Genomic DNA, 26,620 nt, shown 5'->3' with positions numbered 1-26,620 from the left:
GAAACGCTCCTGCTGCGGTCCAATGGACTGTTGCCGGCAGTGCCGTCCGTGGACCCGCCCGGTGCGCGCGTCCCGGGCGGGGGCGCCTGCCGTGTTAAACTGCTGGCCGGAAACAGGAATAATTCAAAAATGATCAGGCAGCGCACCCTCAAATCGATTGTCAAGGCCACTGGCGTGGGGCTGCACGGGGGCCGCAAGGTCCAGCTCGTGCTGCGGCCGGCCGCGCCCGGCACGGGGGTCGTCTTTCACCGCGTCGATCTCGATCCGCCGCGCGACCTGCCTGCCGATCCGTATTCCGTCTGCGACACGCGGATGTGCTCGGGGCTGGAGCGCGACGGGGCGAAAGTGGGCACCGTCGAGCACCTGATGTCCGCAGTGGCCGGCCTGGGCATCGACAACCTCCACGTCGACGTCGATGCTCCCGAGATCCCGATCCTCGACGGCAGCGCCGGTCCGTTCGTGTTCCTGCTGCAGTCGGCGGGCATCGAGGAGCAGAAGGCGCCGAAGCGCTTCCTGCGCGTGAAGAAGGCGGTCGAGTACCGCGAGGACGACAAGTGGGTGCGGCTCGAGCCGCACGACGGCTTCCGGCTAACGTTCTCGATCGTCTTCAACCACCCCGCGATCGACAAGACCTCGACGAGCGTGACGATCGACTTCGCCGAGCATTCGTACGTGCGCGACGTCGCCCGCGCCCGCACTTTCGGGTTCATGCAGGATGTCGATTCGATGCGCGCGCACGGACTGGCCCTGGGCGGCAGCCTCGACAACGCGATCGTCATGGACGAATACCGCGTGCTCAATTCCGACGGCTTGCGCTACGTCGATGAGTTCGTCAAGCACAAGGTGCTCGACGCGATCGGCGACCTGTATCTGTGCGGCCACCCGCTGCTCGCGGCCTACAGCGCGCACAAGGCGGGGCATGCGCTGAACAACCAGATCCTGAGGGTCCTGCTCGAGGACCGCTCGGCTTGGGAAATCGTCACGTTCGAACAGCCGGGAATGACTCCTGCGGCGGTGAGTCATCAGTTCGAGCTCGCCCTGGCGACCTGATCCCGACGATGCTGGTCATTCGTCTTCTCGCAGTCCTCGCGGCGATCGGCATCGGCGCTTCGCTGATCGCGTGGATGCTGACCGGCGATCCCCGTTATCGGCGCTGGGCCTGGAATTTCCTTCGCGTCGGCCTCGTCGTCGTCTTCGTGTTCCTCGCGCTGCTCGCGCTCGAGCGTGTGTTCCTGCCGCTCGCGTGAGCGCTTCGCCGGGCCGCCCCAAGACGCGCGCAGTCCCGCCTGGCGGGACCGCGCGTAGCGCGAGGGTGCTCCAGTGAGCGCTTCAGCCGGCCCGGCTGCGGTCGATCAGTCGCTCCAGCGATTCGCGCAGCGGCGAATCGGCCGGCAGGCTCGATGAAAAATCGGCGAGGCTGCGTCGCCCCGCGTCGGACAGTCTGCGGTCCGGGGCCGGGCGCGGCGCTTCGCGCTCCTCGAGCACCTGGACTTTCACCTGGATCGTGCGGATTGGCACACCGGCCGCGCCGAACTGCTCCGCGAGGGTCGGTGCCATCTGCTTGAGCCGCGCGGCGACCGCTCCGCCCTGTGCCAATAGCACGAGGGTGTCGTTCTTGACGTTGGCCACGGCGCAGGCGGACGCCAGGGCCGGCGGAAGATGCTGTTCCAGTACCGCCTGCAGTTTGCGCAGGCGCGCGGCGTGGTCGCGCAAACGGGCCAGCGCGTCGCCGCTGCCGAGAAATCGCTGGATAAGCTGGGTCATGGAAGTGCGTTCGCGATCATTCCCCATGGTAGGTTTCGCGCCCTGCGTCTGCAAGCGGCGCAAGGGCGGAGCGTTGTCGCGTCGTTGCGGCACAGGCTGACTTGCAATGCGGGTCGATTCCACCCACATGCTAAACTTGCGCTTTTGCCGAATCGTCCGACCCCACCATCCATGATCTCCGGCCTACTCAAGAAAATCTTCGGCAGTCGCAATGACCGCCTGATCCGCCAGTATTCCCAGACCGTCCGTGCGATCAACGCGCTCGAACCGGAAATCTCCGCGCTGTCGGACGAAGCCTTGCAGGGGAAAACTGCCGATTTCAAGCAGCGGATCGCCAACGGAGAGGCGCTCGACAGCATCCTGCCGGAAGCATTCGCCGTCGTGCGCGAAGCTGGCAAGCGGGTCCACGGCATGCGGCACTTCGACGTGCAGTTGATCGGCGGGATGGTGCTGCACAACGGCAAGATTTCGGAAATGCGCACCGGCGAAGGCAAGACGCTCGTCGCGACGCTGCCCGCGTATCTGAACGCGCTCACCGGCAAGGGCGTGCATGTCATCACCGTCAACGACTACCTCGCGAGCCGCGACGCCGACTGGATGGGCCGCATCTACGGTTTTCTCGGCCTTACCACCGGCTGCAACCTGTCGCGCATGGGCCACGAGGCGAAGCAGGCCGCCTATGCGTCCGACATCACCTACGGCACGAACAACGAGTTCGGCTTCGACTACCTGCGCGACAACATGGTCTATTCGATCGGCGAGCGGGTGCAGCGCGGGCTGAACTTCGCGATCGTCGACGAGGTCGATTCGATCCTCATCGACGAGGCGCGCACGCCGCTGATCATCTCCGGGCAGGCCGAAGACCACACCGACCTCTACCTCAAGCTCAACCAGGTCGCGCCGATGCTGACCGAGCAGGAAGGCGAAGGCGACAACGTCACGAAACCGGGCGACTACACGCTCGACCTGAAGGCGCGCCAGGTGCTGCTGACCGAGCAGGGTCACGAGAACGCCGAGCAGATCCTGACCCGGATGGGCCTGCTTGCCGAAGGCACGAGCCTCTACGATCCGGGCAACATCCTGCTCGTGCATCACCTGTACGCGGCGTTGCGCGCGCATTCTCTGTACCACAAGGACCAGCATTACGTGGTGCAGAACAACGAAGTCGTCATCGTCGATGAGTTCACCGGCCGCCTGATGGCCGGCCGGCGCTGGTCCGATGGCCTGCACCAGGCGGTCGAGGCGAAGGAAGGCGTGCGCATCCAGGCCGAGAACCAGACGCTCGCGTCGATCACCTTCCAGAACTACTTCCGCATGTACGGCAAGCTCGCCGGCATGACCGGCACGGCCGACACCGAAGCGTTCGAGTTCCACTCGATCTACGGCCTCGAGACCGTCGTCGTGCCGACGAACCGGCCGATGATCCGCAAGGACGAGAACGACAAGGTCTATCGCACCGCAAAGGAAAAATGGGATGCCGTGATCGCGGACATCCGCGGCTGCGTCGAGCGCGGCCAGCCGGTGCTCGTCGGCACGACGTCGATCGAGATCAACGAATTCCTGTCGGGCGAGCTGAACCGCGTCAAGCTGCCGCACCAGGTGCTGAATGCGAAGCAGCACGAGCACGAAGCGGAGATCGTCGCTCAGGCGGGGCGCCCCGGCGTCATCACGATCGCGACGAACATGGCCGGCCGCGGCACCGACATCGTGCTCGGCGGCAGCATCGAGCGGCAGCTCGCCGCAGTACGCGACGACGAGACGCTGACGCCCGAGCAGAAGGAAGCCCGCACGGCCGCGCTGCGCGAGGAGTGGAAGCCGGTGCACGAGCAGGTGCTCGCCAACGGCGGCCTGCACATCATCGGCACCGAGCGGCACGAGTCGCGCCGCATCGACAACCAGCTGCGCGGCCGCGCGGGACGCCAGGGCGATCCGGGCAGTTCGCGCTTCTACCTGTCGCTCGAAGACCCGCTGATGAAGATCTTCGCCGGCGAGCGCCTGAACGCGATCATGGTGCGCCTGAAAATGCCCGAAGGCGAAGCGATCGAGCACGCGATGGTGACGCGCTCGCTCGAGTCGGCGCAACGCAAGGTCGAGCAGCGCAACTTCGACATCCGCAAGCAGCTGCTCGAATACGACGACGTCGCCAACGACCAGCGCAAGGTCATCTATCAGCAGCGCAACGAGCTGCTCGAGAGCGACGACATCTCGGAGACGGTCCGCGCAATGCGCCAGGGCGTGCTGCACGACAGTTTTCGCCTCCACGTGCCGCTCGACAGCGTCGAGGAGCAATGGGACATCGCGGCGCTCGAACAGGCGCTCGCGTCGGAGTTCCAGCTCCGGCTGCCGATCGGCGAATGGCTCAAGGCCGAACCGAACCTCGACGACGAGGCGATCCTCCAGCGCCTCCTCGCCGCGGCCGAGGAGCAGTACGCGGCGAAGACCGCGCAGGTCGATCCGGTCGCATGGCACCAGTTCGAGCGCAACGTGATGCTGCAGAGCCTCGATACGCATTGGCGCGAGCACCTGGCGGCGCTCGATCACCTGCGCCAGGGTATCCACCTGCGCGGCTATGCGCAGAAGAATCCGAAGCAGGAATACAAGCGCGAGGCTTTCGAGCTGTTCGAGACGCTGCTCGATACCGTGCGCAACGATGTCTCGAAGCTCCTGATGACCGTCCAGGTGCGCACCGAAGCGCAGCTCGAGGAGGCGGAGGTGCCACCCGAGCTCGAGAACGTGCAGTACCAGCACGCCGCTTTCGACGAAGCGCTCGGCGTCGGCACGGCTGCCGATGCCGCCCACGCAGCAGCGCCGGCCGGAGCGAAAGTCGGGCGCAACGATCCGTGCCCGTGCGGATCGGGCAAGAAATACAAGCATTGCCACGGCAAGCTGAGCTGAGGCGCGAGCGCGGAGCTGCCGGGAATCGCCCCCGGAGCGTTCGCGCGATCACCCGCCGCAACCCGGATGTCGTTTGTTCCGCGCATCGCTGCGACCGTTGACCGGCGCGGTCGGCGGCTTTCCACTTCGTATCCCGTTCCACGGAGAAAACAATGCCTGTGAATCTGACCGCTGCGCAGCCGTCCGATCTCCTTCCGGTGCCTGGCGTTCGCGTCGGCGTTGCGGAAGCCGGGATCCGCAAGGCCAACCGGCGTGACCTGACGCTGATCGAACTTGCGGCGGGCAGCCGCGTTGCGGGGGTATTCACCCTCAACCGCTTCTGTGCGGCGCCGGTGCAGCTGTGCAAGCAGCATATCGCCGGCGGTGACGTGCGCGCGCTGGTCATCAATACCGGCGTCGCGAACGCCGGCACCGGCGAACAGGGGCTCGCGGACGCCCACGCGACCTGCGTCGCGGTCGGCCGCGCACTGGGCATCGCGCCCGAGCAGGTGCTGCCGTTCTCGACCGGCGTGATTCTCGAAGCGCTGCCCGTCGACCGCCTGATCGCCGGGCTGCCCGCGGCGCACACCGATTTGCGCGAGGACGGCTGGTTCGACGCCGCGCACGCGATCATGACGACCGACACGCTGGCGAAAGCGGTGTCGCGGCAGGTCGAGATCGGCGGCCGCACCGTCACCTTGACCGGCATCAGCAAGGGCGCCGGCATGATCAAGCCGAACATGGCGACGATGCTCGGCTTTCTCGCCTGCGACGCGGCCGTCTCGCAGGCGCTGCTCGATGCGCTGACGAAGGAGGCCGCAGACCTGTCGTTCAACAGCATCACGGTCGATGGCGACACCTCGACGAACGACTCGTTCATCGTCGTCGCGACCGGCCAGGCCGGCAACGCCGAGATCGCCGACCCGCTCGGCCCGGACTTCCACGCCCTGCGTGAGGCGGTCATCGACGTGTCGATCCGGCTCGCGCAGGCGATCGTCCGCGACGGCGAAGGCGCGACCAAATTCATGACGATCGCGGTCGAAGGCGGTCTCGACATCGTCGAATGCCGCAAAGTCGCGTACGCGATCGGCCAGTCGCCGCTCGTCAAGACCGCGTTCTTCGCGTCGGACCCGAACCTCGGACGCATCCTCGCCGCGATCGGCTATGCCGGCATCCAGGACCTGGACGTCGCACGCCTGCGCGTGTGGCTCGGTAGCGCTGCCGAAGAGGTGCTCGTCGCCGAACTCGGCGGGCGCGCCCCGACCTATCGCGAGGAAGACGGCGCCCGGGTCATGAAGGAAGCCGAGATCACCGTGCGCGTCGACCTCGGGCGGGGCCGTGCACGGGCAACCGTGTGGACATGCGATTTTTCGTACGACTACGTGAAGATCAACGCCGACTACCGCAGCTGATTGCGGGTAGTTCCCCGCCGCCGGCGCTCGGGGCGGGTTGCGGGCGACGCTGGTCGCGCTCGCGGCGCGTCGCTGTGCCCGGAAAATCATTCCTCGCCTGTTGATTAGTGCACGTGATTCGGCGAGCGGCAAAGCCATAATGACGTTTCTCATGCCACTGATGCCGTCGGCATGATGGACAAACGCCCCTCGGACCACGGCGCGGTCCGGGGGGTCGAATGGCTTAGACGAAAGCATGAACTTGCAATCCAAAATATGGCTGGGCGTCGCTGCCGTGATCGTCACGATCATGAGCGCCGACCTGTATGTCGGCTACCGCGGCATCGAAAAGCAGGTGCGCGCCGAACTCGACGAGCACGCGCGTGTCGTGCGGGCGCTGCTGATGGCGACGCGGCGGGTCTACCAGCAGCAGTTCCTCGACAGCGGCCTGCCCGTTGACGAAAAGACCATCGGCTTTCTGCCCGCGCATGCGCTGTCGCGCATCTCGAGTGATTTTCCTCGCTGGATCAAGACCGGCTTGTGGTTCAACAACGTTTCCGACCGTCCGCGTAATCCGGACAACCGGGCCGATGCGCACGAAATGGCGGCGATGGACTGGTTTCGTGAGCATCCGGCAGCGAGCGAACGCATTGCCGAAATCCGCGACGAGGGCGGGCGCGATGTCTATCATTTCACCGCGCCGATCTGGCTCGAACCCTATTGCCTGCGCTGCCACGGCGAGCGCGACGCCGCTCCCGCGACGATCCGTGACACCTACCGCGAGGCGTACGGTTACAAGGTCGGCGACCTGCGTGGCCTCATGAGCATCAAGCTGCCGATGGACGAGGTGCGGGCGCGCGCCGCCGAAGTCTGGGGGCAACAATTCGGCCTGCGCAGCGGAGGCTATGCGCTGCTCCTGGTCCTGCTCGGCGGGCTGCTGCAGCGGCTCGTCGTGCGGCCGTTGCGCGAGTTGCGCGCGGTGACGCAGCAATTCGCGCGAGGCGAGCTGTCGGTCCGGGCGGTTGTGCCGGGGCGCGACGAGGTCGCCGAATTGGCGACCAGTTTCAACGACATGGCGGCGGCGCTCGCATGCCACGACGCGCAATACGCCCGGCTGAACCGGATCTACGCGGCGCTCTCGGCGACGAACCAGATGATCGTGCGGGTCGACAGCGAACCCGAACTGCTGCGGCGCATTTGCGAAATCGCGGTGGAGCTTGGCGGGGTGGCGATGGCATGGATCGGGCGCCGCGATGCGGACAGCGGCAACGTCGTCCCGGTGGCATGTTTCGGCACCGGTGTCGAGTATGTCGACGGGCTGGTGATTCCGCTCGCGCCGTGCGGTCCCGAATCGGCAGGGCCGACTGCCACTGCGTGGCGCGGCAACCGGCCGGTCATCGTCGAGGATTATCTCGCCGAGAGTGCGACACGGCCGTGGCATGCGCGGGCCCGCAAGTTCGGATGGCGCTCGGCCGCAGCGTTTCCGATCCTGCGCGGCGGACAGGTGCATCTCGTGCTCAACCTCTACGACACGACTATCAAGGGGTTCGACGTGAAGATGCGGGATCTGCTCACCGAGATGGTGACCGACATCGGCTACGCGCTCGACCGCATCGACCTGGTCGCCGAGCAGGCGCGAACGAGCGACGCGCTGCGCGAGAGCGAAGTGAAATACCGCAAAGTGCTCGAAACGTCGCAGGACGGGTTCTGGCTGCTCGACCGCGACGGGCTGCTGACCGAAGTCAATGACGCGTACATCGAGTTCTCGGGCTATCGCCGCGGCGAGCTGGTCGGCATGCATGTCACGCAGCTCGATGCCTCCGACGTTTCGGAAGTGGCACGGCATATCGAATCGACCGTCGAGGACGGCAGCGCCACGTTCGAGACCCGGCACCGCACGAAGTCGGGCGAACTCAAGCCGGTCGAAGTCAGCGTCACGTACGATGCCGGGCGCGCAGCATGTTTTTCGCTGTTCGTGCGCGACCTGTCGCGCCGTGACGAGGCGCAGGAGCATATCCGGCGCCTGTCCCATTTCGACACGCTCACCGGGCTGCCCAACAGCACGCTGTTCGCGGACCTGCTGCGCCAGGCGATCGGCCACGCGCAGCGCAGCGGCGAGTCGCTGAGCGTGATGTACGTCGACATCGATCACTTCCAGCACATCAACGACACGCTCGGTCATCGCATCGGCGACAGGCTGCTGGTCGAGATCGCCGAACGTTTCCGGAATGCCCTGTGCGCGGAAAACACATTGGCACGTCTGGGCGGAGACGAGTTCCTGATCCTGCTGCCGCACGCGCAGGTCGACAGCGCCGCCCATGTGGCCGAGAAGTTGATCATCGCCGCCGCCGACCCGATGCTGATCGAAGGTCACGAGATGCTCGTGACGCCGTCGATCGGCATCGCGATGTATCCGGCCGATGGCGAGGACTTCGACACGCTGCTGCAGCGGGCGGATACCGCGACGAACCGGGCGAAGAGCGACGGGCGCAACACTTACCGGTTCTTTACCGCCGAGATGCAGCAGCGTTCGGCGCGCACGCTGCGGCTCGAGGCTGCGCTGCGGCGCGCGCTGGAGCGCAACGAGCTGCTGCTGCACTATCAGCCGCAGATCGATCTCGTCGACTTCGGACGGGTGGCCGGTGTCGAGGCGCTGATCCGCTGGCAACATCCGGAGCTCGGGCTGGTGTCGCCCGCGGAGTTCATTCCGATTGCGGAGAGCAGCGGGCTGATCCTGCCGATCGGGGAGTGGGTCATGCAGACTGCGCTCCTGCAGCTCAAGGCGTGGCAGCTCGCCGGGCTGCCGCTGAGCCAGGTGGCGGTCAACCTGTCGGCGCACCAGTTCCGGCAGCAGAACCTGCCTGCCACGGTGGCGCGCATTCTCGCCGCAGCGGGCCTGCCCGCCAGCTGCCTGGAGCTCGAGCTGACTGAAAGCGCGATGATGGACGATCCTGTCGCAGCGGGGGCGATGATGGACACGCTGCACCGCGAGGGCGTGCGCATGTCGATCGATGATTTCGGCACCGGGTATTCGTCGCTCAATTACCTCAAGCGCTTCCGCATCGACAAGCTCAAGATCGACCAGTCGTTCGTGCGCGACCTGACCCAGGATCCCGAAGGCGAAGCGATCGTCGAGGCGATCGTCAGCCTCGCCCGCACGCTGAGGTTCCGCACGATTGCGGAAGGCGTGGAAAAACCGGAACAGCTCGCCTTCCTGCGCGCGAGCGGCTGCCAGGAGGTGCAGGGCTACCTGTTCAGCCGGCCGCTGCCGCCCGACGAACTGGCCGTATGGCTGCGGGCGTGGCGCCCGGAACTGGCCGCGAAATGAATTCCCCGGTTCGTCTGCCACCGCCGGCAGGCGGACGCCTGGCTCAATGCAGCACGCGCGGCATCGCCAGCATGAAGGCGGGGATTTCCGCGTCGAAACGGTGGCCGTCCTCGGCCGCCATCTGGTAGCTCCCCTGCATCGTGCCGACCGGGGTTTCGAGGACGGACCCGCTCGAATAACTGAACTGCTGTCCCGGCGCGAGCATCGGCTGTTCGCCGATCACCCCGAGTCCGCGCACTTCCTGGACCTTGCCCGCGCCGTCGGTGATGACCCAGTGCCGGCTGATCAGCTGCGCAGGCACCTCGCCGGTGTTCGTCAGCGTGATGTGGTAGGCAAAAACGTAACGGTTTTCGTCCGGGTCGGACTGGCCCGGTACAAACTCGGCGATGGCTTCCACCTTGATGCGATATTTTTCGGATTCGCTCATAGTCTGGTCTCTCGGCTGGGGCGGGTTTGATGGTTCGACAAGCTGGTCGGACGAGGGCGAACATCGTCACCGGCGAACGCTCGCCAGGGGCCCGGAAGGGTAAAATAGCACTTTTGTCCGGAAATCCCTTATGTCCGTTTCGCCCCTGACCGCTCTTTCTCCGCTTGACGGCCGTTACCACGACAAGGTCGCGGGCCTGCGCGAACACTTCTCCGAGCACGGCCTGATCCGCAACCGGGTCAAAGTCGAAGTCGCGTGGCTGAAGGCGCTTGCCGCCGAGCCGGGCCTCGCCGAAATCGCACCGTTCTCCGCTGCGACGGTCGCCGAGCTCGATGCGCTGGTCGCCGATTTCTCGCCCGTCGACAGCGAAGCGGTCAAGGCGATCGAGGCGACCACGAACCACGACGTCAAGGCGATGGAGTACTGGCTGAAGGAACGCCTCGGGCATAACGCCGAAGTCACGAAAGTCTCCGAATTCATCCATTTCGCGTGCACGTCGGAAGACATCAACAACACCTCGCATGCGCTGATGCTGCGCGAGGGGCGCGATGCGGTGCTGCTGCCGGCGCTCGATCGCGTCATCGCCCGGGTGCGCGAGCTCGCGCACCAGCACGCCGACCTGGCGATGCTGTCCCGCACTCACGGTCAGCCGGCGAGCCCGACGACGCTCGGCAAGGAAATGGCCAACATCGCGGCGCGCCTGCTCCGCGCGCGCGCCGCGATCGCGCGCGTGTCGCTGACGGCGAAGTTCAACGGTGCGGTCGGCAATTACAACGCCCACCTGTCGGCGTGGGACGATTTCGACTGGGAAAGCTTCAACCGCCGCTTCATCGAATCCCTCGGCCTCGAATTCAACCCGTACACGATCCAGATCGAGCCGCACGACGCGATGGCCGAACTCTTCGATGCGATGGCGCGCACGAACACGATCCTGATCGATGCCTGCCGCGACTTCTGGATGTACATCTCGCTGGGTTATTTCAAGCAGAAGCTCAAGGAAGGCGAAGTCGGTTCGTCGACGATGCCGCACAAGGTCAATCCGATCGATTTCGAGAACGCCGAAGGCAACCTCGGCATCGCGAACGGCGTGCTGCGCCATTTCTCGGAAAAACTGCCGGTGTCGCGGATGCAGCGCGATCTGACCGACTCGACGGTGCTGCGCAACATGGGTGTCGGGTTCGGCCACATGGTGCTGGCGCTCGATTCGTGTCTGCGCGGTCTGAACAAGCTCGAAGCCGAGCCGGCGCGGCTGGCTGCGGATCTGGACGACGCGTGGGAAGTGCTCGCCGAGCCGGTGCAGACGGTGATGCGGCGCTTCGGCATCGAGAACCCGTACGAACAGCTCAAGGCGATGACGCGCGGCAAGGGCATCACGCGCGAGGCGCTGCACGAGTTCATCGGCGGGCTCGTGATTCCCGAGGCCGATCGCGCGCGGCTGCTCGCGATGACGCCGGCGAGCTACGTCGGCAAGGCGGCGGCGCTGGCGAAACGCATCTGAGCGCGGTCACATAACGGGCTGCGACGAACGCCACCTGCCGGTGGCGTCGTGCCGCCATCGCAATCGAACGGAGTTTCAATGGCTTTTGCCGACAACCTCAAGCAGCTGCCGAAAATCTCGCACCTGGCCGCGCTGAACCTCATCGATGCGGACGATTCGATCGTCGCGACGATCGAGAACAAGGCCGGGCAGGCCGGCTCGCTGGCAGTCTATAACCATCTCGCACAGCTGTATGGCGCGATCGGTGCCGAAGCGGCGCGCAAAGGGCTCGAGCTGTACGCCGAGCACAGCGAGGACGCCCGCGCGAATCCCGGCAAGCATCCGAACATCGACCGCCTGATCGGCCTGATCGAGCGCGGTGCGACGCTGCGCGTGAAGCAGGTTTTCGCGGTATGACCTCTGCGCGTTGAACGCACTTCGGGCAAGGGCGGCGTCGAGTCCCGCGCCCGGCTGGTATTGCGTTGCGGGGGACAGATGCCGCCCCCCGCGGCGCTCAGACGACCGCTTCTTCCTTTTCCCGCTTCGGCTTGACGAACTGCTCGCGCGACACGCCGAGCCACATCACGAGCGGGCTCGCGACGAGCACCGACGAGTAGATGCCGAACAGGATGCCGATCGTCAGCGCCATCGCGAAGTAGTGCAGCGTCGCGCCGCCGAACAGCAGCATCGACAGCACCATCATCTGCGTGCTGCCGTGGGTGATCACCGTGCGCGAGATCGTCGAGGTGATCGCATGATCCAGCACTTCGGGTGTCGACAGGTTGCGGCGCTTCTTGAAGGTTTCGCGCACGCGGTCGAACACGACGACCGACTCGTTGACCGAGTAGCCCAGCACGGCCAGCACGGCGGCGAGCACCGGCAGCGAGAACTCCCACTGGAAGAACGCGAAGAAGCCCAGGATGATGATGACGTCGTGGAGGTTGGCGATGATCGCGGACACCGCGAAGCGCCATTCGAAACGGATCGCCAGGTACACGACGATGCCGAAGATCACCAGCAGCAGCGCCATTGCGCCGTCGGACGCGAGTTCCTTGCCGACCTGCGGGCCGACGAACTCGACGCGCCGCAGCTCCGGCGCGGGACCGGCGACCGACTGCAGCGTCGCCATGGTCAGCTCGGAAACCCGCGCAGTGTCGAGATCGTCGCGGTTCGGCAGACGGATCAGCACGTCACGGGCGCTGCCGAAATTCTGCACCTGGGCGTCAGGGTAACCGGCATTGTCGAGCGCCTCGCGGATCGGTTCCAGTTCGGGCGCCTCGGGGTACGTGACTTCGACCAGCGTGCCGCCGGTGAATTCGACCGACAGGTGCAGGCCGCTGGTCGCGAGAAAGAACACCGCGAGCAGGAAAGTGATGAACGAGATGATGTTGAACGTCAGCGCATGGCGCATGAACGGGATATCTTTCTTGATGCGGAAGAATTCCATTTCTCAGGCCTTTGGTTGCATCAGGGGCGGCGCCGGGCGCCGCATTCCTTGCGTGTTCGTCAGGTGCTCGTTCAGCTGGCTTTGCCGGGTTTCCAGATCTGGCCGATCGACAGGCTCTCGACTTTGCGGCGCCGACCGTAGATCAGGTTCACGAGCATGCGCGAGATCAGGATCGCGCTGAACATCGAGGTCAGGATGCCGAGGCAGTGCACGACCGCGAAGCCGCGCACCGGGCCGGAGCCGAACACCAGCAGCGCGATGCCGGCGATCAGCGTCGTGATGTTCGAGTCGAGGATCGTGTCGAACGCGCGGTCGTAGCCGGTGTGGATCGCCGCCTGCGGCGACACGCCGTTGCGCAGTTCCTCGCGGATCCGTTCGTTGATCAGCACGTTCGCGTCGATCGCCATGCCCAGCGTCAGCGCCATCGCGGCGATGCCGGGCAGCGTCAGCGTCGCCTGCAGGAGCGACAGCAGCGCGACGAGCAGCAGCAGGTTCGCCGCGAGCGCGATCACCGACACGACGCCGAACAGCATGTAATAGACGCTCATGAACACCGCGATCGCGATGAAACCCCACAGCGTCGAATTGAACCCCTTGGCGATGTTGTCGGCGCCCAAGCTTGGGCCGACAGTGCGTTCCTCGATGATCTCCATCGGCGCGGCGAGGCTGCCGGCGCGCAGCAGCAGCGCGACGTCGTTCGCCTCAGTCGTAGTCATGCTGCCGGAGATCTGCACGCGGCCGCCGCCGATTTCGCTGCGGATCACCGGCGCGGTGACGACTTCGCCCTTGCCTTTCTCGATCAGCAGGATCGCCATGCGCTTGCCGACGTTCTCGCGCGTGACGTCGCGGAAGATGCGGCTGCCGGCGGCGTCGAGCGTCAGGTGCACGGCCGGCTCGTTGGTCTGCCCGTCGAAGCCGGGCTGCGCATCGGTAAGTCGGTCGCCGGTCAGCACGACCTGCGAGCGCACCAGCAGCGGCGAGCCACCGCGCTCGGTGTAGAGCTCGGTGCCGAACGGCACGTTGCCGGCGAGCGCGGCTTCGAGCGCGCCCGGGCTGTCGTCGACCATGCGCACTTCGAGCGTCGCGGTGCGCCCGAGGATGTCCTTCGCCTTCGCGACGTCCTGCACGCCCGGCAGCTGCACGACGATACGGTTGGCGCCTTGCTGCTGGATCACCGGTTCGGCGACGCCGAGCTCGTTGATGCGGTTGTGCAGCGTCGTGATGTTCTGTTTGATCGCGAAGTCGCGGATCGTCTGCTGGGCGACCGGTGTCAGCGTCGCGATCAGCTTCAGGTCAGTCGAGCCGTCGTCGCGGTCGACGAGCTGAAGATCGCGCGTGCTGTCGAGGATCGCGTTACGTGCCGCGTCGCGCTGGGCCGCGTCGCGAAAGCGCAGCTGGATGGCGTTGCCTTCGCGCACGATGCCGGCGTGGCGCACGTCCTTGTCGCGCAGCAGCGTGCGCAGGTCGCCGGCGGTCGCGTCGAGGCGCTTCGTGATCGCACCCGGCATGTCCACTTCGAGCAGGAAATGCACGCCGCCGCGCAGATCGAGGCCGAGGTACATCGGCAGTGCGTGAATCGCGGTGAGCCAGGTCGGCGAAGCCGGCAGCAGGTTCAGCGCGACGATATAGGAAGGATCGCTGGGATCGGGATTGAGCCGTTTCTCGATCGCGTCTTTCGCGCGCAGCTGGTTCTCGGTGCTCGCCAGTCGCACGCGGATGCTGTTGGCGTCGACGAACAGCCCGTCGTAGGGGACCTGGGCGTCGCGCAGCGCCTGTTCGATCGGAGCGGCCAGCGCGGAATCGAGCTTGAGCGTCGCTTTGCCGCTGGAGACCTGAACTGCGGGGACTTCACCATAGAAGTTGGGAAGGGTGTAGATCAGGCCGAAGAACAGGACCAGACCAATGAGGATGTTCTTCCAGAGCGGGTAGCGGTTCATGACTTGAATGAAGTGGGGTGGGGAGGCGCCATGCGCAGGGGCGGCGGAGCGGGACGCTCACGCCGCCGCGGGCCTCACAGGGTCTTCAGCGTGCCCTTCGGCAGCACGTTGGTGACCGACTGGGCCTGGACGACGATATTGACGTTGTCGGCCACTTCGACGTGCAGGAAATTTTCGCCCACCTGGGTCACGCGACCGGCGATGCCGCCCTGGGTGACGATTTCGTCGCCTTTCGCGATCGCAGCGACCATCGCCTTGTGTTCCTTGGCGCGCTTCATCTGCGGGCGGATCATCAGGAACCACAGCACGATGAACATCAGGATCAGCGGCAGCATGCCCATCAGGCCGCCGGTCGGGTCGCCCGCAGGCGCGGCCTGGGCGTAAGCGTTGGAAATGAACACGTGGGACTCCGGGTGGTTGCGTAAAGCGGCCGATTATAGCAGCAGGATAAGTCGCGCCTCGTCGCGGCGCCCGGGCTGGCGCCGCGACCGTTGGCTAGTCAATGAATGCCGGTCGAACGATCGGAGTGGAAGCGCGCGACGTGGCTATCGAAGTCGCCGGTGGCGATCGCCGTGCGCAGTTCTGCCGTCAGCGTCTGGTAATAGCGCAGGTTGTGGATGGTATTCAGCATGCTGCCGAGGATTTCGCCGGCGCGGTGCAGGTGGTGCAGATAGGCGCGGCTGAAGTTGCGGCAGGTGTAGCAGTCGCACGACGGGTCGAGCGGGCGGGTGTCCTGCTTGTGCGTCGCGTTCTTGATCTTGATGTCGCCGTAGCGGGTGAAGAGCCAGCCGTTTCGCGCGTTGCGGGTCGGCATCACGCAGTCGAACATGTCGATGCCGGCCGCGACGCCGGCGACGATGTCCTCCGGCGTGCCGACGCCCATCAGGTAGCGCGGGCGACCGGCAGGCAAGCGCGGCGCGGTGTGGGCGAGGATGCGCGCCATGTCTTCCTTCGGTTCGCCGACCGACAGGCCGCCGATCGCGTAGCCGGAGAAGCCGATCGCGTCGAGCGCGGCAAGGGATTCGTCACGCAGGTCTTCGAACATGCCGCCCTGGACGATGCCGAACAGCGCGTTCGGGTTCGCGAGCCGGTCGAACTCGTCGCGCGAGCGCCGCGCCCAGCGCAGGCTCAGCTGCATCGACTTCGCCGCCTCGTCGTGCGTCGCGGGGTGCGGCGTGCATTCGTCGAAGATCATCGCGATGTCCGAGTTCAGCACCGTCTGGATGCGCATCGACTCTTCCGGGGTCAGGAAAAGCTTCGCGCCGTCGATCGGCGACGCAAACTTCACGCCTTCCTCGGTGATCTTGCGCAGCGCGCCGAGGCTGAATACCTGGAAGCCGCCGGAATCGGTGAGGATCGGCCGGTCCCAGTTCATGAAGCGGTGCAGCCCGCTGTGCGCCCCCACGACGTCGAGCCCGGGGCGCAGCCAGAGGTGGAACGTGTTGCCGAGACAGATCTGTGCGCCCGTGTCGGCGAGCGCGGCCGGGGTCATCGCCTTGACCGTGCCGTAGGTGCCGACCGGCATGAACGCCGGGGTGTCGACGCTGCCGTGGGCGAGCGTCAGGCGACCGCGGCGCGCGGCGCCGTGCTGGGCGAGGAGTTCAAATTGCATCGTTGCAGTGGGTGATGAACATGGCATCGCCGTAGCTGAAGAATCGGTAGGAGTGACCGACGGCGTGCGCGTATGCGCGGCGCATCGGCTCGAGGCCCGCGAACGCCGACACCAGCATCAGCAGCGTCGATTTCGGCAGGTGGAAGTTCGTGATCAGCGCATCGACGACCTGGAAGCGGTAGCCCGGCAGGATGAAGAGCTCGGTCTCGCCGCTGCCCGCTTCGAGCGGTCCGTCCTGCGCGGCGCCTTCGAGCGCGCGCAGGCTGGTCGTGCCGACCGCGATGACGCGACGCCCTGCGGCCCGCGTCGCGGCGATCGCGTCCACGGTTTCCTGCGGGATCACGTAGCGTTCGCGGTGCATGCGGTGTTCGCCGAGGTCGTTGACGCGCACCGGCTGGAACGTGCCGGCGCCGACGTGCAGCGTCAGCCACGCGCCGTGCACGCCTTTCTTCGCCAGTTCGGCGAGCATCGGCTGGTCGAAATGCAGCCCGGCGGTCGGCGCCGCGACCGAGCCGCGCTCGCGCGCATACACGGTCTGGTAGCGCGATTCGTCGTGCTCGTCGGCGCTGCGGTCGATGTAAGGCGGCAGCGGCAGCTTGCCGTGGCGTTCGAGCAGATCGAGGAGGTCGGCGCTGTCGGGAAAGCGCAGATGAAAGAACTCGCCGACGCGGCCGAGCACGGTGACATCGAACGCGTCGGCGAGCCGCAGCCGGCTGCCGGCGCGCGGCGACTTGCTCGCGCGGACCTGGGCGAGCGCTTCGTGCGGGCCGACCGCCCGTTCGATGAGGACTTCGACGTGGCCGCCGGTTTCCTTCGTCCCGTACAGGCGCGCGTGGATGACCCGGGTGTCATTGAATACGAGCAGGTCGCCGGGCTGCACCAGTTCGGGCAGGTCGCAAAAACCGCGATCGTCCAGGCGCTCGCCGTCGAGCACCAGCAGACGGCTGGCGCAGCGCTCGGCAAGCGGTGCCTGGGCGATCAGTTCGGGCGGGAGTACGTAATCGAAATCGTCAAGAGTCAGTGACATGCGCTTGCTGGTGGGGGGCAGTTTCATGGATAATGCGGCGCTTCCCTGCCGGGATGGCGGAATCGGTAGACGCAGCGGATTCAAAATCCGCCGGTGGTAACACTGTGAGGGTTCGAGTCCCTCTCCCGGCACCAGTCAAGGCATGATTCTAATTGCCGAATCAATGGCTTGCAATCGAAGCTGGTCGCCGTCGGCGGCACTCTCGCCGCAACGTGCCGTCAAGAGCCGGGAGTAGGTGTACGAAACGCCGGACTCCATTTTCAGCCTACTTCGGCGCGGCGGGGCGGGCGTTGAGGCGGGTCGTGGCGGCGTTCCATTCACCGCGCGCGATCAGCGGCCACGCCGCCAGCGCACGCTCGAGCGCTTCGTCGATCTGCGCCTGTTCTTCGCGGCGCGCCGATTTCAGCACGTAGTTGACGACTTCGTTGCGGTCGCCGGGATGGCCGATCCCGATGCGCAGCCGCCAGTAATCGTTGGTCGCGAGGTGCGCTGACGTGTCCTTGAGGCCATTGTGGCCGCCGAGTCCGCCGCCGAATTTCAGGCGCAACTGGCCTGGAGGGATGTCCAGTTCGTCATGGACGACGAGAATCTCGGCCGGCGCGATGCGGTAGAAGCGCGCCAGCGCCCCGACTGCCTGCCCCGAACGGTTCATGTAAGTCTGCGGGATCAGCAGCCATACGCCGACGTCGCGTGCATGGGCGACGAAGCCGTGAAAACGCGACTCGTGGCTGAAACGCACGCCGAGCTTGTCGGCGAGCTGCTGACAAAACCAAAACCCGGCATTGTGCCGGGTTTCGGAATATTCGGCGCCGGGATTGCCGAGGCCGACGACGAGGCGCGGGGCTGCGGCACTCATCGAATCGAGGTCTTCAATCCCGACCGGGTGCGACCGAGAAGTCGCAGCCTCAGGCCGCGGCTTCGCCTTCGGCGGCTTCGGCGGCGCCGCCCTTGACGGTCAGCGCGGTCGCGACGACCGGGTCGCCTTCGCCGTGGTGGACGACTTCGACGCCTTCAGGCAGCTTGAGCTGCGAGACGTGGATCGACTGGCCGGCTTCGAGCGTCTGCAGGTCGACTTCGATGAATTCAGGCAGGTTCGCCGGCAGGCACGCGACGTCGAGTTCGGTCATCGTGTGCGAGATCATGCAGCCGCCGAGCTTGACCGCCGGGTTGGTGTCGTTGTTGATGAAGTGCAGCGGCACTTTCAGGTGGAGTTTGTGGCCCGCATCGACGCGCTGGAAGTCGAGGTGCAGCACTTGCTGCTTGTACGGATGCCACTGGACGTCGCGCAGCACGACGGTCTGCTTCGCGCCTTCGAGCTCGATCCCGAGCACCGAAGCGTGGAAAGCTTCCTTCTTCAGCAGGTGGTAGAGCTCATTGTGGTCGACCGTGATCGCCTGGGCGTCGGCGTTGGCGCCATAGATGATGCCGGGGATCTGGCCGGCGCGACGCAGGCGGCGGCTCGCACCCGTGCCCTGTTCCACGCGCGGGGTGGCCTTGAACTGGATTTGCATTGTGTGACTCCTGGTTGAAACGATCCGCCCGCGACCAGGCGGATGGGGTGGGCCGCCGGTTCGTGCCGGCGGCGAAGATTCATTCCATGAACAGCGAGCTGACCGATTCCTCGTTGCTGATCCGCAGCACGGTGTCGGCGAGCAGCGAGGCCACCGAGATCTGGCGGATGCGCGAACAGGCTTTCGCGTCGTCGCGCAGCGGGATGGTGTCGGTGACGACCAGTTCGTCGAGATCGGAATCGGCGATGCGCGCCGCCGCCGACCCGGATAGCACCGCGTGGGTGCAGTACGACAGCACGCGGCGGGCGCCGTTTTCCTTCAGCGCCGTCGCGGCCTTGCACAGCGTGCCGGCGGTATCGACGATGTCGTCCATGATCACGCAGGTGCGATCCTTGACTTCGCCGATGATGTTCATGACTTCGGAGACGTTCGCTTTCGGGCGGCGTTTGTCGATGATCGCCAGATCGCATTCCATGCGCTTGGCGAACGCGCGGGCGCGCACGACGCCGCCGACGTCAGGCGACACGACCAGCAGGTCATCGTATTTCTGCTTGTCGAGGTCGGCGAGCAGCACCGGGGCCGCATACACGTTGTCGACCGCGATGTCGAAGAAACCCTGGATCTGGTCGGCGTGCAGGTCCATCGTCAGGAGACGCTGAACACCGACGGCCTGCAGCATGTTGGCGACCACTTTCGCGGTGATCGGCACGCGTGCCGAGCGCGGACGGCGGTCCTGGCGGGCATAGCCGAAGTAGGGGATCGCGGCGGTGATGCGGCCGGCCGACGCGCGCTTCAACGCATCGACGAGGACCAGCAGCTCCATCAGGTTCTCGTTCGTCGGCGAGCAGGTCGGTTGCAGGACGAAGATGTCCTTGCCGCGGACGTTCTCGAGCAGTTCGATATTGACTTCACCGTCGGAGAACCGGCCCACCGTGGCCGCCCCGATCGAAATGCCCAGTCTGCGCACGACGTCCGAGGCAAGCTTGGGGTTGGCGTTGCCGGTGAAGACCATCAGGCTGCCGTAGGCCATGTCCGAAACTCCGATGCCGATAGAATGGTGGCGATAAAAACGATACGGGCAGGCGCGCGGCCTGCCCGTAATTTACTGGCTGGGGAAGAAGGATTCGAACCTTCGAATGCCGGAATCAAAATCCGGTGCCTTGACCAACTTGGCGACTCCCCAGTAAAACCTTTTCGCCCGCTCAATCGACCCAGTTGCGAAGCGGATGCTGCATCACGCTGCGCGCTTTCCATGCCCGGTACGACCCCGGACAGCTTGCGACGATGCGTTCGGCATCGTCCTCGCTTGCCACCTGCGCAAAAATGCAGGCGCCCGAACCGGTCATTCGCGCTGGCGCAAACTGCGCCAGCCAGTCGATTGCTGCACCGATCTCGGGGTAACGACTGCACGCAACCGCTTGCAGATCGTTACGAGTGGTGCTCGCTGCGAAGTCCGTAATTTTGATGGGTTCGGTATTCCGCGTCAACTCCTGCGCTGCAAAAATTTCCACGGTGGGTACCGTGACCGGTGGCGCGACGATGACGTACCAGGCCGGCGGAAGGTCGAGCGGGTGCAGTTCGTCGCCGACCCCTTCGGCGAACGCGTCGCGGCCGAAGATGAAAAACGGGACGTCCGCGCCGAGCCGCAGCCCGAGCGCCGCAAGCTCTTCACGGCGGACGCCGGTGCGCCACAGGCGGTTCAGCGCGATCAGCGTCGTCGCGGCGTCCGAACTGCCGCCGCCGAGACCGCCGCCCATCGGCAGCCGCTTGTCCACACGGATGTCGGCGCCGCGCCGGCACCCGGTGTAGGACTGCAGCAGCCGCGCTGCCCGGACGACGAGGTCATGCTCGGCGGAAACGCCGGGCAGGTCGGTGACGCGCGTGACGACATCGTCATTGCGCAGCTCGAACGACAGCGCATCGCCCCAGTCGAGCAGGCGAAACGCGGTTTGCAGCAGATGATAGCCATCTGCACGGCGCCCGATGACATGCAGGAAGAGGTTCAGCTTCGCCGGCGCCGGGCAATCGAGAAGACGGATCAATTCAGCGGTGTCCATTGATCGATGATAAGCCGGATACGGGCGTCGCCCCAGTGGGCATCGATCCGGCGCGGCAACGCGTCGACCGCGGCGCCGGCATATTCGACGTAGTCGATCGTCCAGCCGGCGTCGGTGATGCGCGCCGGACGACCGCGATCGTCGATGTCGAGCACGCGGGCGCCGGCGCGGGCCGTCGCCTGCACCCAGTAGGCGAGCCCGTCGAGCGGTGCGGCGACGCCGAGCAATCGGTTCAGCATCGCGGCGGCGTCGTCACTGTGCTCGACGCGACCGTCCGCGGTACGCAGCCGCGCGCCTTCGGCGGTCGTGACGAGTTGGCCGACGATCTGCCCGAGCGGGTTCAGGACGGTCCATTCGTCCACGGCCGGCGAGTGAAACCATTGCAACCCGCCGTTCGCGGCGCGTTCGCCGTCGGTCGCCGAAAGGCGGCCTTCGAGTTCGAACGACGAGGCGATCGGCCGCGGCGCGACGGTCGCCGCCGGCGGGGCGGGCGGCTGGATCGCGCAGCCGGACAGCGCAGCGGTTGTCAACACCGCGATCGCCGCGAATTTTGCAAGGCGCCGGCTCATCGCTGGCCGAAACGCTGCATGACGTTCTTCAGTGCCGTGCTGTCGGGATGGGCCTGCAAAGCTTCGTTCCAGATCCGCGTCGCGTCGGCCTGGCGGTTCAGGCTCCACAACACTTCGCCCAAGTGGGCGGCGATTTCGGGGTCGGGACGCAGGCTGTAGGCTTTTTCGAGATGGGCGAGCGCCGCAGCCGTGTCGCCCTGCCGGAAGTTGACCCAGCCCATGCTGTCGAGGATGAAAGGATCGCCGGGGGTCAGTTCGAGCGCGCGCGCGATCAGCGCTTCGGCTTCGTCGAGGCGCAGTCCGCGGTCGGCCAGCGAATAGCCGAGCGCGTTGTAGGCGTGGGCGTGGTCGGGTTGCAGCGCGATGAGCTTGCGCAGCCGCCCTTCCATGACGTCGAGCTGGCCGAGGTGTTCGGCGAGCATCGACGACTCGTAGAGCAGGTCCGGGTCTTCGGGGGTCTTGCGCAGTTCAGTGTCGAGGAGTCCGAGCGCTTCGGCTTCGCGCCCTTCGGCTCGCAGCAGTTGCACCTCGGCAAGCCGCAGCCGCTTGATCGTGTCGGGTCCGGCCTGCACCGACTGCAGGTGTTCGCGCGCCTGCTGCAGGTTCCCCTGTTGCGCGAGCAGCACTGCGATGCGGATCTGGGCGTCGGTATGGTGGCGTCCGGGCTCGACAGTGCGGTACCAGCGCATCGCGCCCTCGCTGTCCTCCCGGCGTTCGGCGATCTGGCCAAGATTGAGGCGGATTCCATCCGCTTCCGGATGGCCGGCGTTCAGCGCCTGTTCGAGCAGCGGCGCCGCGGCGTCGAAATCGTCGAGTTGGGCCGACAGCAGGCCGACGGCGTACATCAGGTCGCGGTCGTTCGGCGCGTTGTCGAGGAGCTGGCGGAACTCGTCGCGCGCGGCCTCGAAGCGGCGCGCCGAAACCAGGCCGCGCGCATAGGCGACACGCGCGTTCTGGCTCTCGGGGTGACGGTCGATATGCTCCTTGATGAGCTGCAGCGCCGCGTCGGGCGAATCGGACTGCGCCAGCAGCTGCGCCTTGAACAGGATCGCAAGCTCCCAGTCCGGGCGAAGCCCGAGCGCGAGGTCGATCGCGGCGAGCGAGGCGATCGCGTCGTCGGCGGTGATCGCCGCCTGTGCGCGAGCGAACTGCGCTTCGGGGAGGTCGAGGTACGGCTCGGTCAGGCGGTCGATGATGCCTTTCACCGCCTGCTTGTCGCTGATGCGCGCGAACGCGCGGTTGAGCCCCATCAGGTGGTTTTCGATCTGGTCCGGCGACTCTGCGAGCAGGCGGGCGAGCTGGATCTGCACCTGCTCGAGCTGCCCGGTGCCGCCCGAGAGAATCCCCGCCATCACGCGCCGGGCTTCGGCGGACTCGGGCTCGACGTCGACCCAGATCCTGGCCGCTTCGGTGGCGGCGGACAGGTCGCGCGCGAACAGCGCGATTTCGACTGCGCGCCGCGCGATGCGCGGGTCGCGGGTGCGTTGCGCCAGATCGAGGTAGGCTTGCACCGAGACACCGATTTCGCCACGGGCCCCGGCGATCTCGGCCAGCAGGAAGGTGTATAGCATCTGCGCGGTCAGCGGCTGCTCCGCAACCTCGGGCGCCTCCGTCGAGGCGGGTTCGGCGGCGATGTCGATCGTCTGCGCGAATGCGGGGAACGCAAGCGCGATCGCCAGCCCGAGGCCGGCAGTGAGCAGGGAAGCAGTACGATTCATGTTGATGCCCGAAGGGGATTCCGTGAAGCCGCGGACGCTGCAAGCTGCCGTATCCGGCTGTATGCTGGGGTCCGCCAACGAGGTGGTCGTGGATTAGAAGGGTCGGAAACGATTCCGTTCGCCCCATGTTATGCAGTTTCACGTCGCATGAGCAAGCACGCCGCTTGTGCGAGGAATTCGAAGAAGGATTGCCGATGCCGGAATTGCCGGAGGTGGAAATCACGTGCCGCGGCATTCGTCCGTGCGTCGCCGGGCGGACCGTGACGGCGCTCGAAGTGCGCAATCCGCGGCTGCGCCAGCCGGTGCCCGCGGATCTCGCGCAGACGCTCGTCGGCGAGGGATTGCAGGGCGTGCGGCGCCGCGCGAAATATCTGCTGCTGGATTTTCCGCACGGCAGCCTGCTCGTGCATCTCGGCATGTCGGGCAGCCTCAGGATGGTGTCGGCTGACGAGCCCGCGGGCGTGCACGATCACGTCGACCTGGTGTTCGGCGCCGAGGCGCTGCGGCTGCGCGATCCGCGCCGGTTCGGCCTCGTGCTGTGGCAGCCGGGCGACGGCTTGTCCCACCCGCTGCTCGCGTCGCTCGGACGCGAGCCGCTGGAGAGCGGTTTTACCGGCGCGTGGCTGCATGAAGTGACGCGAGGAGTGCGGCTGCCGATCAAGCAGACGCTGATGGATGCGCATCGTGTCGTTGGGGTCGGCAACATCTACGCCTCCGAGAGCCTGTTTCGCGCCCGCATCCATCCGCTCGAACCGGCCGGCGCGATGGGGCCGCGGCGCCTCGCCCGTCTTGTCGCGTCGGTACGCGAAACGCTGCTCGCGGCGATCGACGCCGGCGGCAGCACGTTGCGCGACTTCGTCGGCGGGGACGGGCGCGCCGGGTACTTCCAGCAGCAGTACTTCGTGTACGGGCGCGAAGGCCAGGCGTGCCGGGTGTGCGCCACGCCGGTTCGTCGGGTCGTGCTCGGCCAGCGCTCGACTTTTTTCTGCCCGCACTGCCAGCGTCGCTGAGCTCTCCCGGGAAAACTCTGCGCACTGGCGAGGCCGGCGCAATACGCTCATCAGATCGCGCGGGTCCCGAATTGGATGGTGAGCGAATCGAGGTTATGCTGACGCCGTGTGTAATTTCTGCGCGGTGAACCCCCCGCGCGCGAGCGAGACGACATGACCCTGGTTGACCAATTCTCGGCATACAGCCAGTGGCGGGCGGCCGCCTCGTCGGCGGTCGGCCGCTTGCGCCAGTGGCTGTCGCACAACGAGATCGGCGATGCGCAGGGCGACCTGCGGCTGCAGTGCGTGCTCGAACGCCTGCGCGACGACAAGCTGACGGTCGCTTTCGTCGCCGAGTTCTCGCGGGGCAAGTCGGAACTGATCAACGCGCTCTTTTTCTCCGGCTATGGCGACCGCGTACTGCCTTCGAGCGCCGGCCGCACGACGATGTGTCCGACCGAGCTGCAGTGGAGCGCGGAAGCGTGCCCCGAGATCCGTCTGCTGCCGATCCGCACCCGGGCGACGCATGCGAGCGTCAGCGAGCTCAAGCGGTTCCCGCAGGAATGGCTCGTGCTGCCGCTCGACGTCGGCTCGCTGGGCAATTTGCAGCAGGGATTCTCGCGGGTCGGCGACACCGAGCGGGTGTCGCCCGCCGAGGCGCGGCAGCTGGGCTTCGAGGTTGATCCGGACAGCGCGGAAGGGCTCAAGGCCGGCCCCGACGGCCTCGTCGAAATCCCGAGCTGGCGCCACGTCGTGGTCGAGTTTCCGCACCCGCTGCTCGAACAGGGGCTGGTCGTGCTCGATACGCCCGGGCTCAACGCGATCGGTGCAGAGCCCGAACTGACGCTGTCGCTGCTGCCCAATGCGCATGCGGTGCTGTTCGTCCTCGCCGCCGACACCGGGGTCACGCACAGCGACCTCGCGGTGTGGCGCGAATACGTGCGCGGCGGCCCGGGCGGAGGGAGGAGGGGGGGCTCGTCGTGCTGAACAAGATCGACGGCCTGTGGGACGGCCTGCGCGACGAGGCTCGCATCGACGCGGAAATCGACCGGCAGCTGCGCTCGGTCGCGGAAGTGCTGGACGTGCCGGCGGAAAGCGTCTTCCCGGTCTCCGCGCAGAAAGGGCTGGTCGCGCGCATCCACCATGACGAAGCGCTGCTCGAGCGCAGTCGCCTCGGCGCGCTCGAGCGCGCGCTCAGCGAGGAGCTGCTGCCGACGAAGCAGGAAATCGTCCGCGACGGTGCGCTCGGCGAAACCGGCGACCTGATCCGGCAGGCGCGTGAACTCCTCGGCGCACGGCTTTCCGGGCTGCGCGAGCAATTGCACGAGCTCACCGACCTGCGCGGCAAGAACCAGAGCGTCATCGAGTACATGATGCGCAAGATCCGCGCGGAAAAGACCGAGTTCGAGGAAGGGCTGCAGAAGTACTACGCGGTGCGCAGCGTGTTCTCGAACCTGACGAACAACCTGCTCGCCCACTTGGGCATGGACATGTTGCGTGACGAGACGCGCCGTACTCGCGAAGCGATGCTCGAATCCACGTTTTCGAAAGGCCTGAGCGCGGCGATGGAAGGGTTCTTCGAAAACCTGCGGGGCAGCCTCGCGCGATCGGCGGGCGAGATCGCCGAGATCACGCGCATGCTCGACAGCATGTACAAGCGTTTCAGCGTCGAGCACGGACTGAAGCTCGCCGCGCCCGAAGCGTTCTCGACGTTGCGCTACGAGCGCGAACTCGAACGGCTCGAAGCGGCGTTCAATCGCCAGATCAACACCGCGTTGACGCTCGTGACGACCGAAAAGCACACGCTGACGCAACGCTTCTTCGAAACGGTTGCGGTGCAGGCGCGGCGCACGTTCGAAGTCGCGAACCGGGACGTCGAGCGCTGGCTGCGCGCGGTGATGTCGCCGCTCGAGACGCAGGTGCGGGAATACCAGTTCCAGCTCAAGCGCCGGCTCGAAAGCGTCAAGCGCATCCACCAGGCAACCGACACGCTCGAAGAGCGGATCGCCGAGCTCGAACAGGCCGAGCTCGCGATGCTCGCGCAGCTCGACGAACTGGCCGGACTCGAGCGAGCGATCCACGCGGTGCTCGGCGCCTCGGTATTGGCGGCCTCTGCCCGCTCCGCGGCGCCGGTGCCGTGCGCCGCATAAACGCCAGTTCGGAAAAAAAAGCGCACCCCCGCAGGATGCGCTTCGCTGTCCGATCTCCGCAGCGCGGAGAGTCCGCTCAGACCTTCTGGGTGGTCAGGCGAACGAATTTCTCCATCAGCTGTTCCTTCGTTTCGACCACATCCGGGTTCAGTGGGATGCAGTCGACCGGACAGACCTGCTGACACTGCGGTTCGTCGAAATGGCCGACGCACTCGGTGCATTTGTCCGGATCGATCTCGTAAATCTCATCCCCCTGGTAGATCGCGCCATTGGGACACTCCGGTTCGCACACATCGCAGTTGATGCATTCGTCCGTAATCATCAGAGCCATCTTCTACTTCC

General features: G+C 66.2%; 22 protein-coding genes, 2 tRNA genes and 1 pseudogene. 10 read left to right on the top strand and 15 right to left on the bottom strand.

Translation table 11 applies throughout. The features are described from left to right. The first annotated feature begins 129 nt into the window (after nt 1-129). Entirely contained in the window at nt 130-1,050 is a 921-nt protein-coding gene (gene lpxC, locus PA01_05005) for a UDP-3-O-acyl-N-acetylglucosamine deacetylase (GenBank protein KON81060.1), read from the top strand. Nucleotides 1,051-1,058: 8 nt separating this feature from the next. Then, on the top strand, nt 1,059-1,247 hold the full coding sequence (locus tag PA01_05000) for a hypothetical protein (protein KON81059.1): 189 nt from the start codon (nt 1,059-1,061) through the stop codon (nt 1,245-1,247). Between the two features lie 82 nt (nt 1,248-1,329). Here PA01_05000 and PA01_04995 read toward each other — a convergent pair whose 3' ends face one another. Then, a complete protein-coding gene (locus PA01_04995; protein ID KON82314.1) occupies nt 1,330-1,764 on the bottom strand; it encodes a DUF721 domain-containing protein in 435 nt (144 codons plus the stop codon). A 171-nt stretch (nt 1,765-1,935) separates the two neighbouring features. Between PA01_04995 and secA the strand changes: the two genes are divergently transcribed. From secA to PA01_04980, 3 genes are all read left to right on the top strand, one after another. Beyond that, entirely contained in the window at nt 1,936-4,659 is a 2,724-nt protein-coding gene (secA, locus tag PA01_04990) for a preprotein translocase subunit SecA (GenBank protein ID KON81058.1), read from the top strand. A 152-nt stretch (nt 4,660-4,811) separates the two neighbouring features. Next, complete coding sequence (argJ, locus tag PA01_04985; protein KON81057.1) at nt 4,812-6,050, top strand: bifunctional glutamate N-acetyltransferase/amino-acid acetyltransferase ArgJ; 1,239 nt, start codon at nt 4,812-4,814, stop codon at nt 6,048-6,050. Nucleotides 6,051-6,291: 241 nt separating this feature from the next. Beyond that, nucleotides 6,292-9,357, top strand: a complete 3,066-nt coding sequence (locus PA01_04980) for an EAL domain-containing protein (protein ID KAI5913031.1) — start codon at nt 6,292-6,294, stop codon at nt 9,355-9,357. A 43-nt stretch (nt 9,358-9,400) separates the two neighbouring features. On the opposite strand, the gene apaG is transcribed toward PA01_04980, so the two are convergent. Then, the gene (gene apaG, locus PA01_04975; protein ID KON81056.1) at nt 9,401-9,784 is read right to left on the bottom strand and encodes a Co2+/Mg2+ efflux protein ApaG; all 384 of its coding nucleotides are present in this window, start codon (nt 9,782-9,784) and stop codon (nt 9,401-9,403) included. Between the two features lie 130 nt (nt 9,785-9,914). Between apaG and purB the strand changes: the two genes are divergently transcribed. Continuing rightward, entirely contained in the window at nt 9,915-11,282 is a 1,368-nt protein-coding gene (purB, locus tag PA01_04970; GenBank protein KON81055.1) for an adenylosuccinate lyase, read from the top strand. 78 nt (nt 11,283-11,360) lie between these two features. Then, a complete protein-coding gene (locus PA01_04965) occupies nt 11,361-11,678 on the top strand; it encodes a DUF2322 family protein (protein KON81054.1) in 318 nt (105 codons plus the stop codon). Nucleotides 11,679-11,775: 97 nt separating this feature from the next. Here the strand turns inward: PA01_04965 and secF are convergent, their stop codons facing one another. The 5 genes from secF to queA form a co-directional block, all read right to left on the bottom strand. Beyond that, a complete protein-coding gene (gene secF / locus PA01_04960) occupies nt 11,776-12,708 on the bottom strand; it encodes a protein translocase subunit SecF (protein ID KON81053.1) in 933 nt (310 codons plus the stop codon). 71 nt (nt 12,709-12,779) lie between these two features. Continuing rightward, on the bottom strand, nt 12,780-14,645 hold the full coding sequence (secD, locus tag PA01_04955; protein ID KON81052.1) for a protein translocase subunit SecD: 1,866 nt from the start codon (nt 14,643-14,645) through the stop codon (nt 12,780-12,782). Between the two features lie 74 nt (nt 14,646-14,719). Beyond that, nucleotides 14,720-15,046, bottom strand: a complete 327-nt coding sequence (gene yajC / locus PA01_04950; protein KON81051.1) for a preprotein translocase subunit YajC — start codon at nt 15,044-15,046, stop codon at nt 14,720-14,722. A gap of 98 nt (nt 15,047-15,144) precedes the next feature. Continuing rightward, nucleotides 15,145-16,257, bottom strand: coding sequence for a tRNA guanosine(34) transglycosylase Tgt (gene tgt, locus PA01_04945; GenBank protein ID KON81050.1), 1,113 nt, complete (start codon nt 16,255-16,257; stop codon nt 15,145-15,147). Further along, nucleotides 16,247-17,284: a tRNA preQ1(34) S-adenosylmethionine ribosyltransferase-isomerase QueA gene (gene queA / locus PA01_04940; protein KON81049.1), complete on the bottom strand. Its 1,038-nt coding sequence runs from the start codon at nt 17,282-17,284 to the stop codon at nt 16,247-16,249. Before queA ends, tgt begins: the two co-directional genes overlap by 11 nt. Before the next feature lie 47 nt (nt 17,285-17,331). Here queA and PA01_04935 point away from each other — a divergent pair. Beyond that, nucleotides 17,332-17,418, top strand: a tRNA-Leu gene (locus tag PA01_04935). Between the two features lie 131 nt (nt 17,419-17,549). Here the strand turns inward: PA01_04935 and pth are convergent. The 7 genes from pth to PA01_04900 form a co-directional block, all read right to left on the bottom strand. Then, nucleotides 17,550-18,140 carry an aminoacyl-tRNA hydrolase gene (gene pth, locus PA01_04930; protein ID KON81048.1) on the bottom strand — a complete coding sequence of 197 codons (591 nt, stop codon included), beginning with the start codon at nt 18,138-18,140 and terminating at the stop codon, nt 17,550-17,552. A gap of 49 nt (nt 18,141-18,189) precedes the next feature. Continuing rightward, nucleotides 18,190-18,795, bottom strand: a complete 606-nt coding sequence (locus PA01_04925; protein KON81047.1) for a 50S ribosomal protein L25/general stress protein Ctc — start codon at nt 18,793-18,795, stop codon at nt 18,190-18,192. 79 nt (nt 18,796-18,874) lie between these two features. Continuing rightward, nucleotides 18,875-19,825 carry a ribose-phosphate pyrophosphokinase gene (locus PA01_04920; GenBank protein KON81046.1) on the bottom strand — a complete coding sequence of 317 codons (951 nt, stop codon included), beginning with the start codon at nt 19,823-19,825 and terminating at the stop codon, nt 18,875-18,877. 76 nt (nt 19,826-19,901) lie between these two features. After that, nucleotides 19,902-19,978 (bottom strand) — tRNA-Gln (locus PA01_04915). Nucleotides 19,979-19,997: 19 nt separating this feature from the next. Further along, on the bottom strand, nt 19,998-20,852 hold the full coding sequence (gene ispE / locus PA01_04910; GenBank protein KON82313.1) for a 4-(cytidine 5'-diphospho)-2-C-methyl-D-erythritol kinase: 855 nt from the start codon (nt 20,850-20,852) through the stop codon (nt 19,998-20,000). Beyond that, nucleotides 20,834-21,385: a lipoprotein insertase outer membrane protein LolB gene (gene lolB, locus PA01_04905; GenBank protein ID KON81045.2), complete on the bottom strand. Its 552-nt coding sequence runs from the start codon at nt 21,383-21,385 to the stop codon at nt 20,834-20,836. The genes ispE and lolB overlap by 19 nt, the downstream gene beginning before the upstream one ends. Before the next feature lie 32 nt (nt 21,386-21,417). After that, the gene (locus PA01_04900) at nt 21,418-23,139 is read right to left on the bottom strand and encodes a tetratricopeptide repeat protein (protein ID KON81044.1); all 1,722 of its coding nucleotides are present in this window, start codon (nt 23,137-23,139) and stop codon (nt 21,418-21,420) included. A gap of 194 nt (nt 23,140-23,333) precedes the next feature. Here PA01_04900 and mutM point away from each other — a divergent pair, with 194 nt between their 5' ends. Continuing rightward, complete coding sequence (mutM, locus tag PA01_04895) at nt 23,334-24,149, top strand: bifunctional DNA-formamidopyrimidine glycosylase/DNA-(apurinic or apyrimidinic site) lyase (protein ID KON82312.1); 816 nt, start codon at nt 23,334-23,336, stop codon at nt 24,147-24,149. A gap of 153 nt (nt 24,150-24,302) precedes the next feature. Continuing rightward, nucleotides 24,303-26,278, top strand: a pseudogene (locus PA01_04890) (dynamin family protein). 76 nt (nt 26,279-26,354) lie between these two features. Here PA01_04890 and PA01_04885 read toward each other — a convergent pair. Next, nucleotides 26,355-26,609: a YfhL family 4Fe-4S dicluster ferredoxin gene (locus PA01_04885; protein KON81043.1), complete on the bottom strand. Its 255-nt coding sequence runs from the start codon at nt 26,607-26,609 to the stop codon at nt 26,355-26,357. Nucleotides 26,610-26,620: the final 11 nt, after the last annotated feature.

Source organism: Azoarcus sp. PA01, assembly GCA_001274695.2.
Classification (GTDB): domain Bacteria; phylum Pseudomonadota; class Gammaproteobacteria; order Burkholderiales; family Rhodocyclaceae; genus Aromatoleum.
This window is presented reverse-complemented; position numbering and strand designations above follow the sequence as displayed.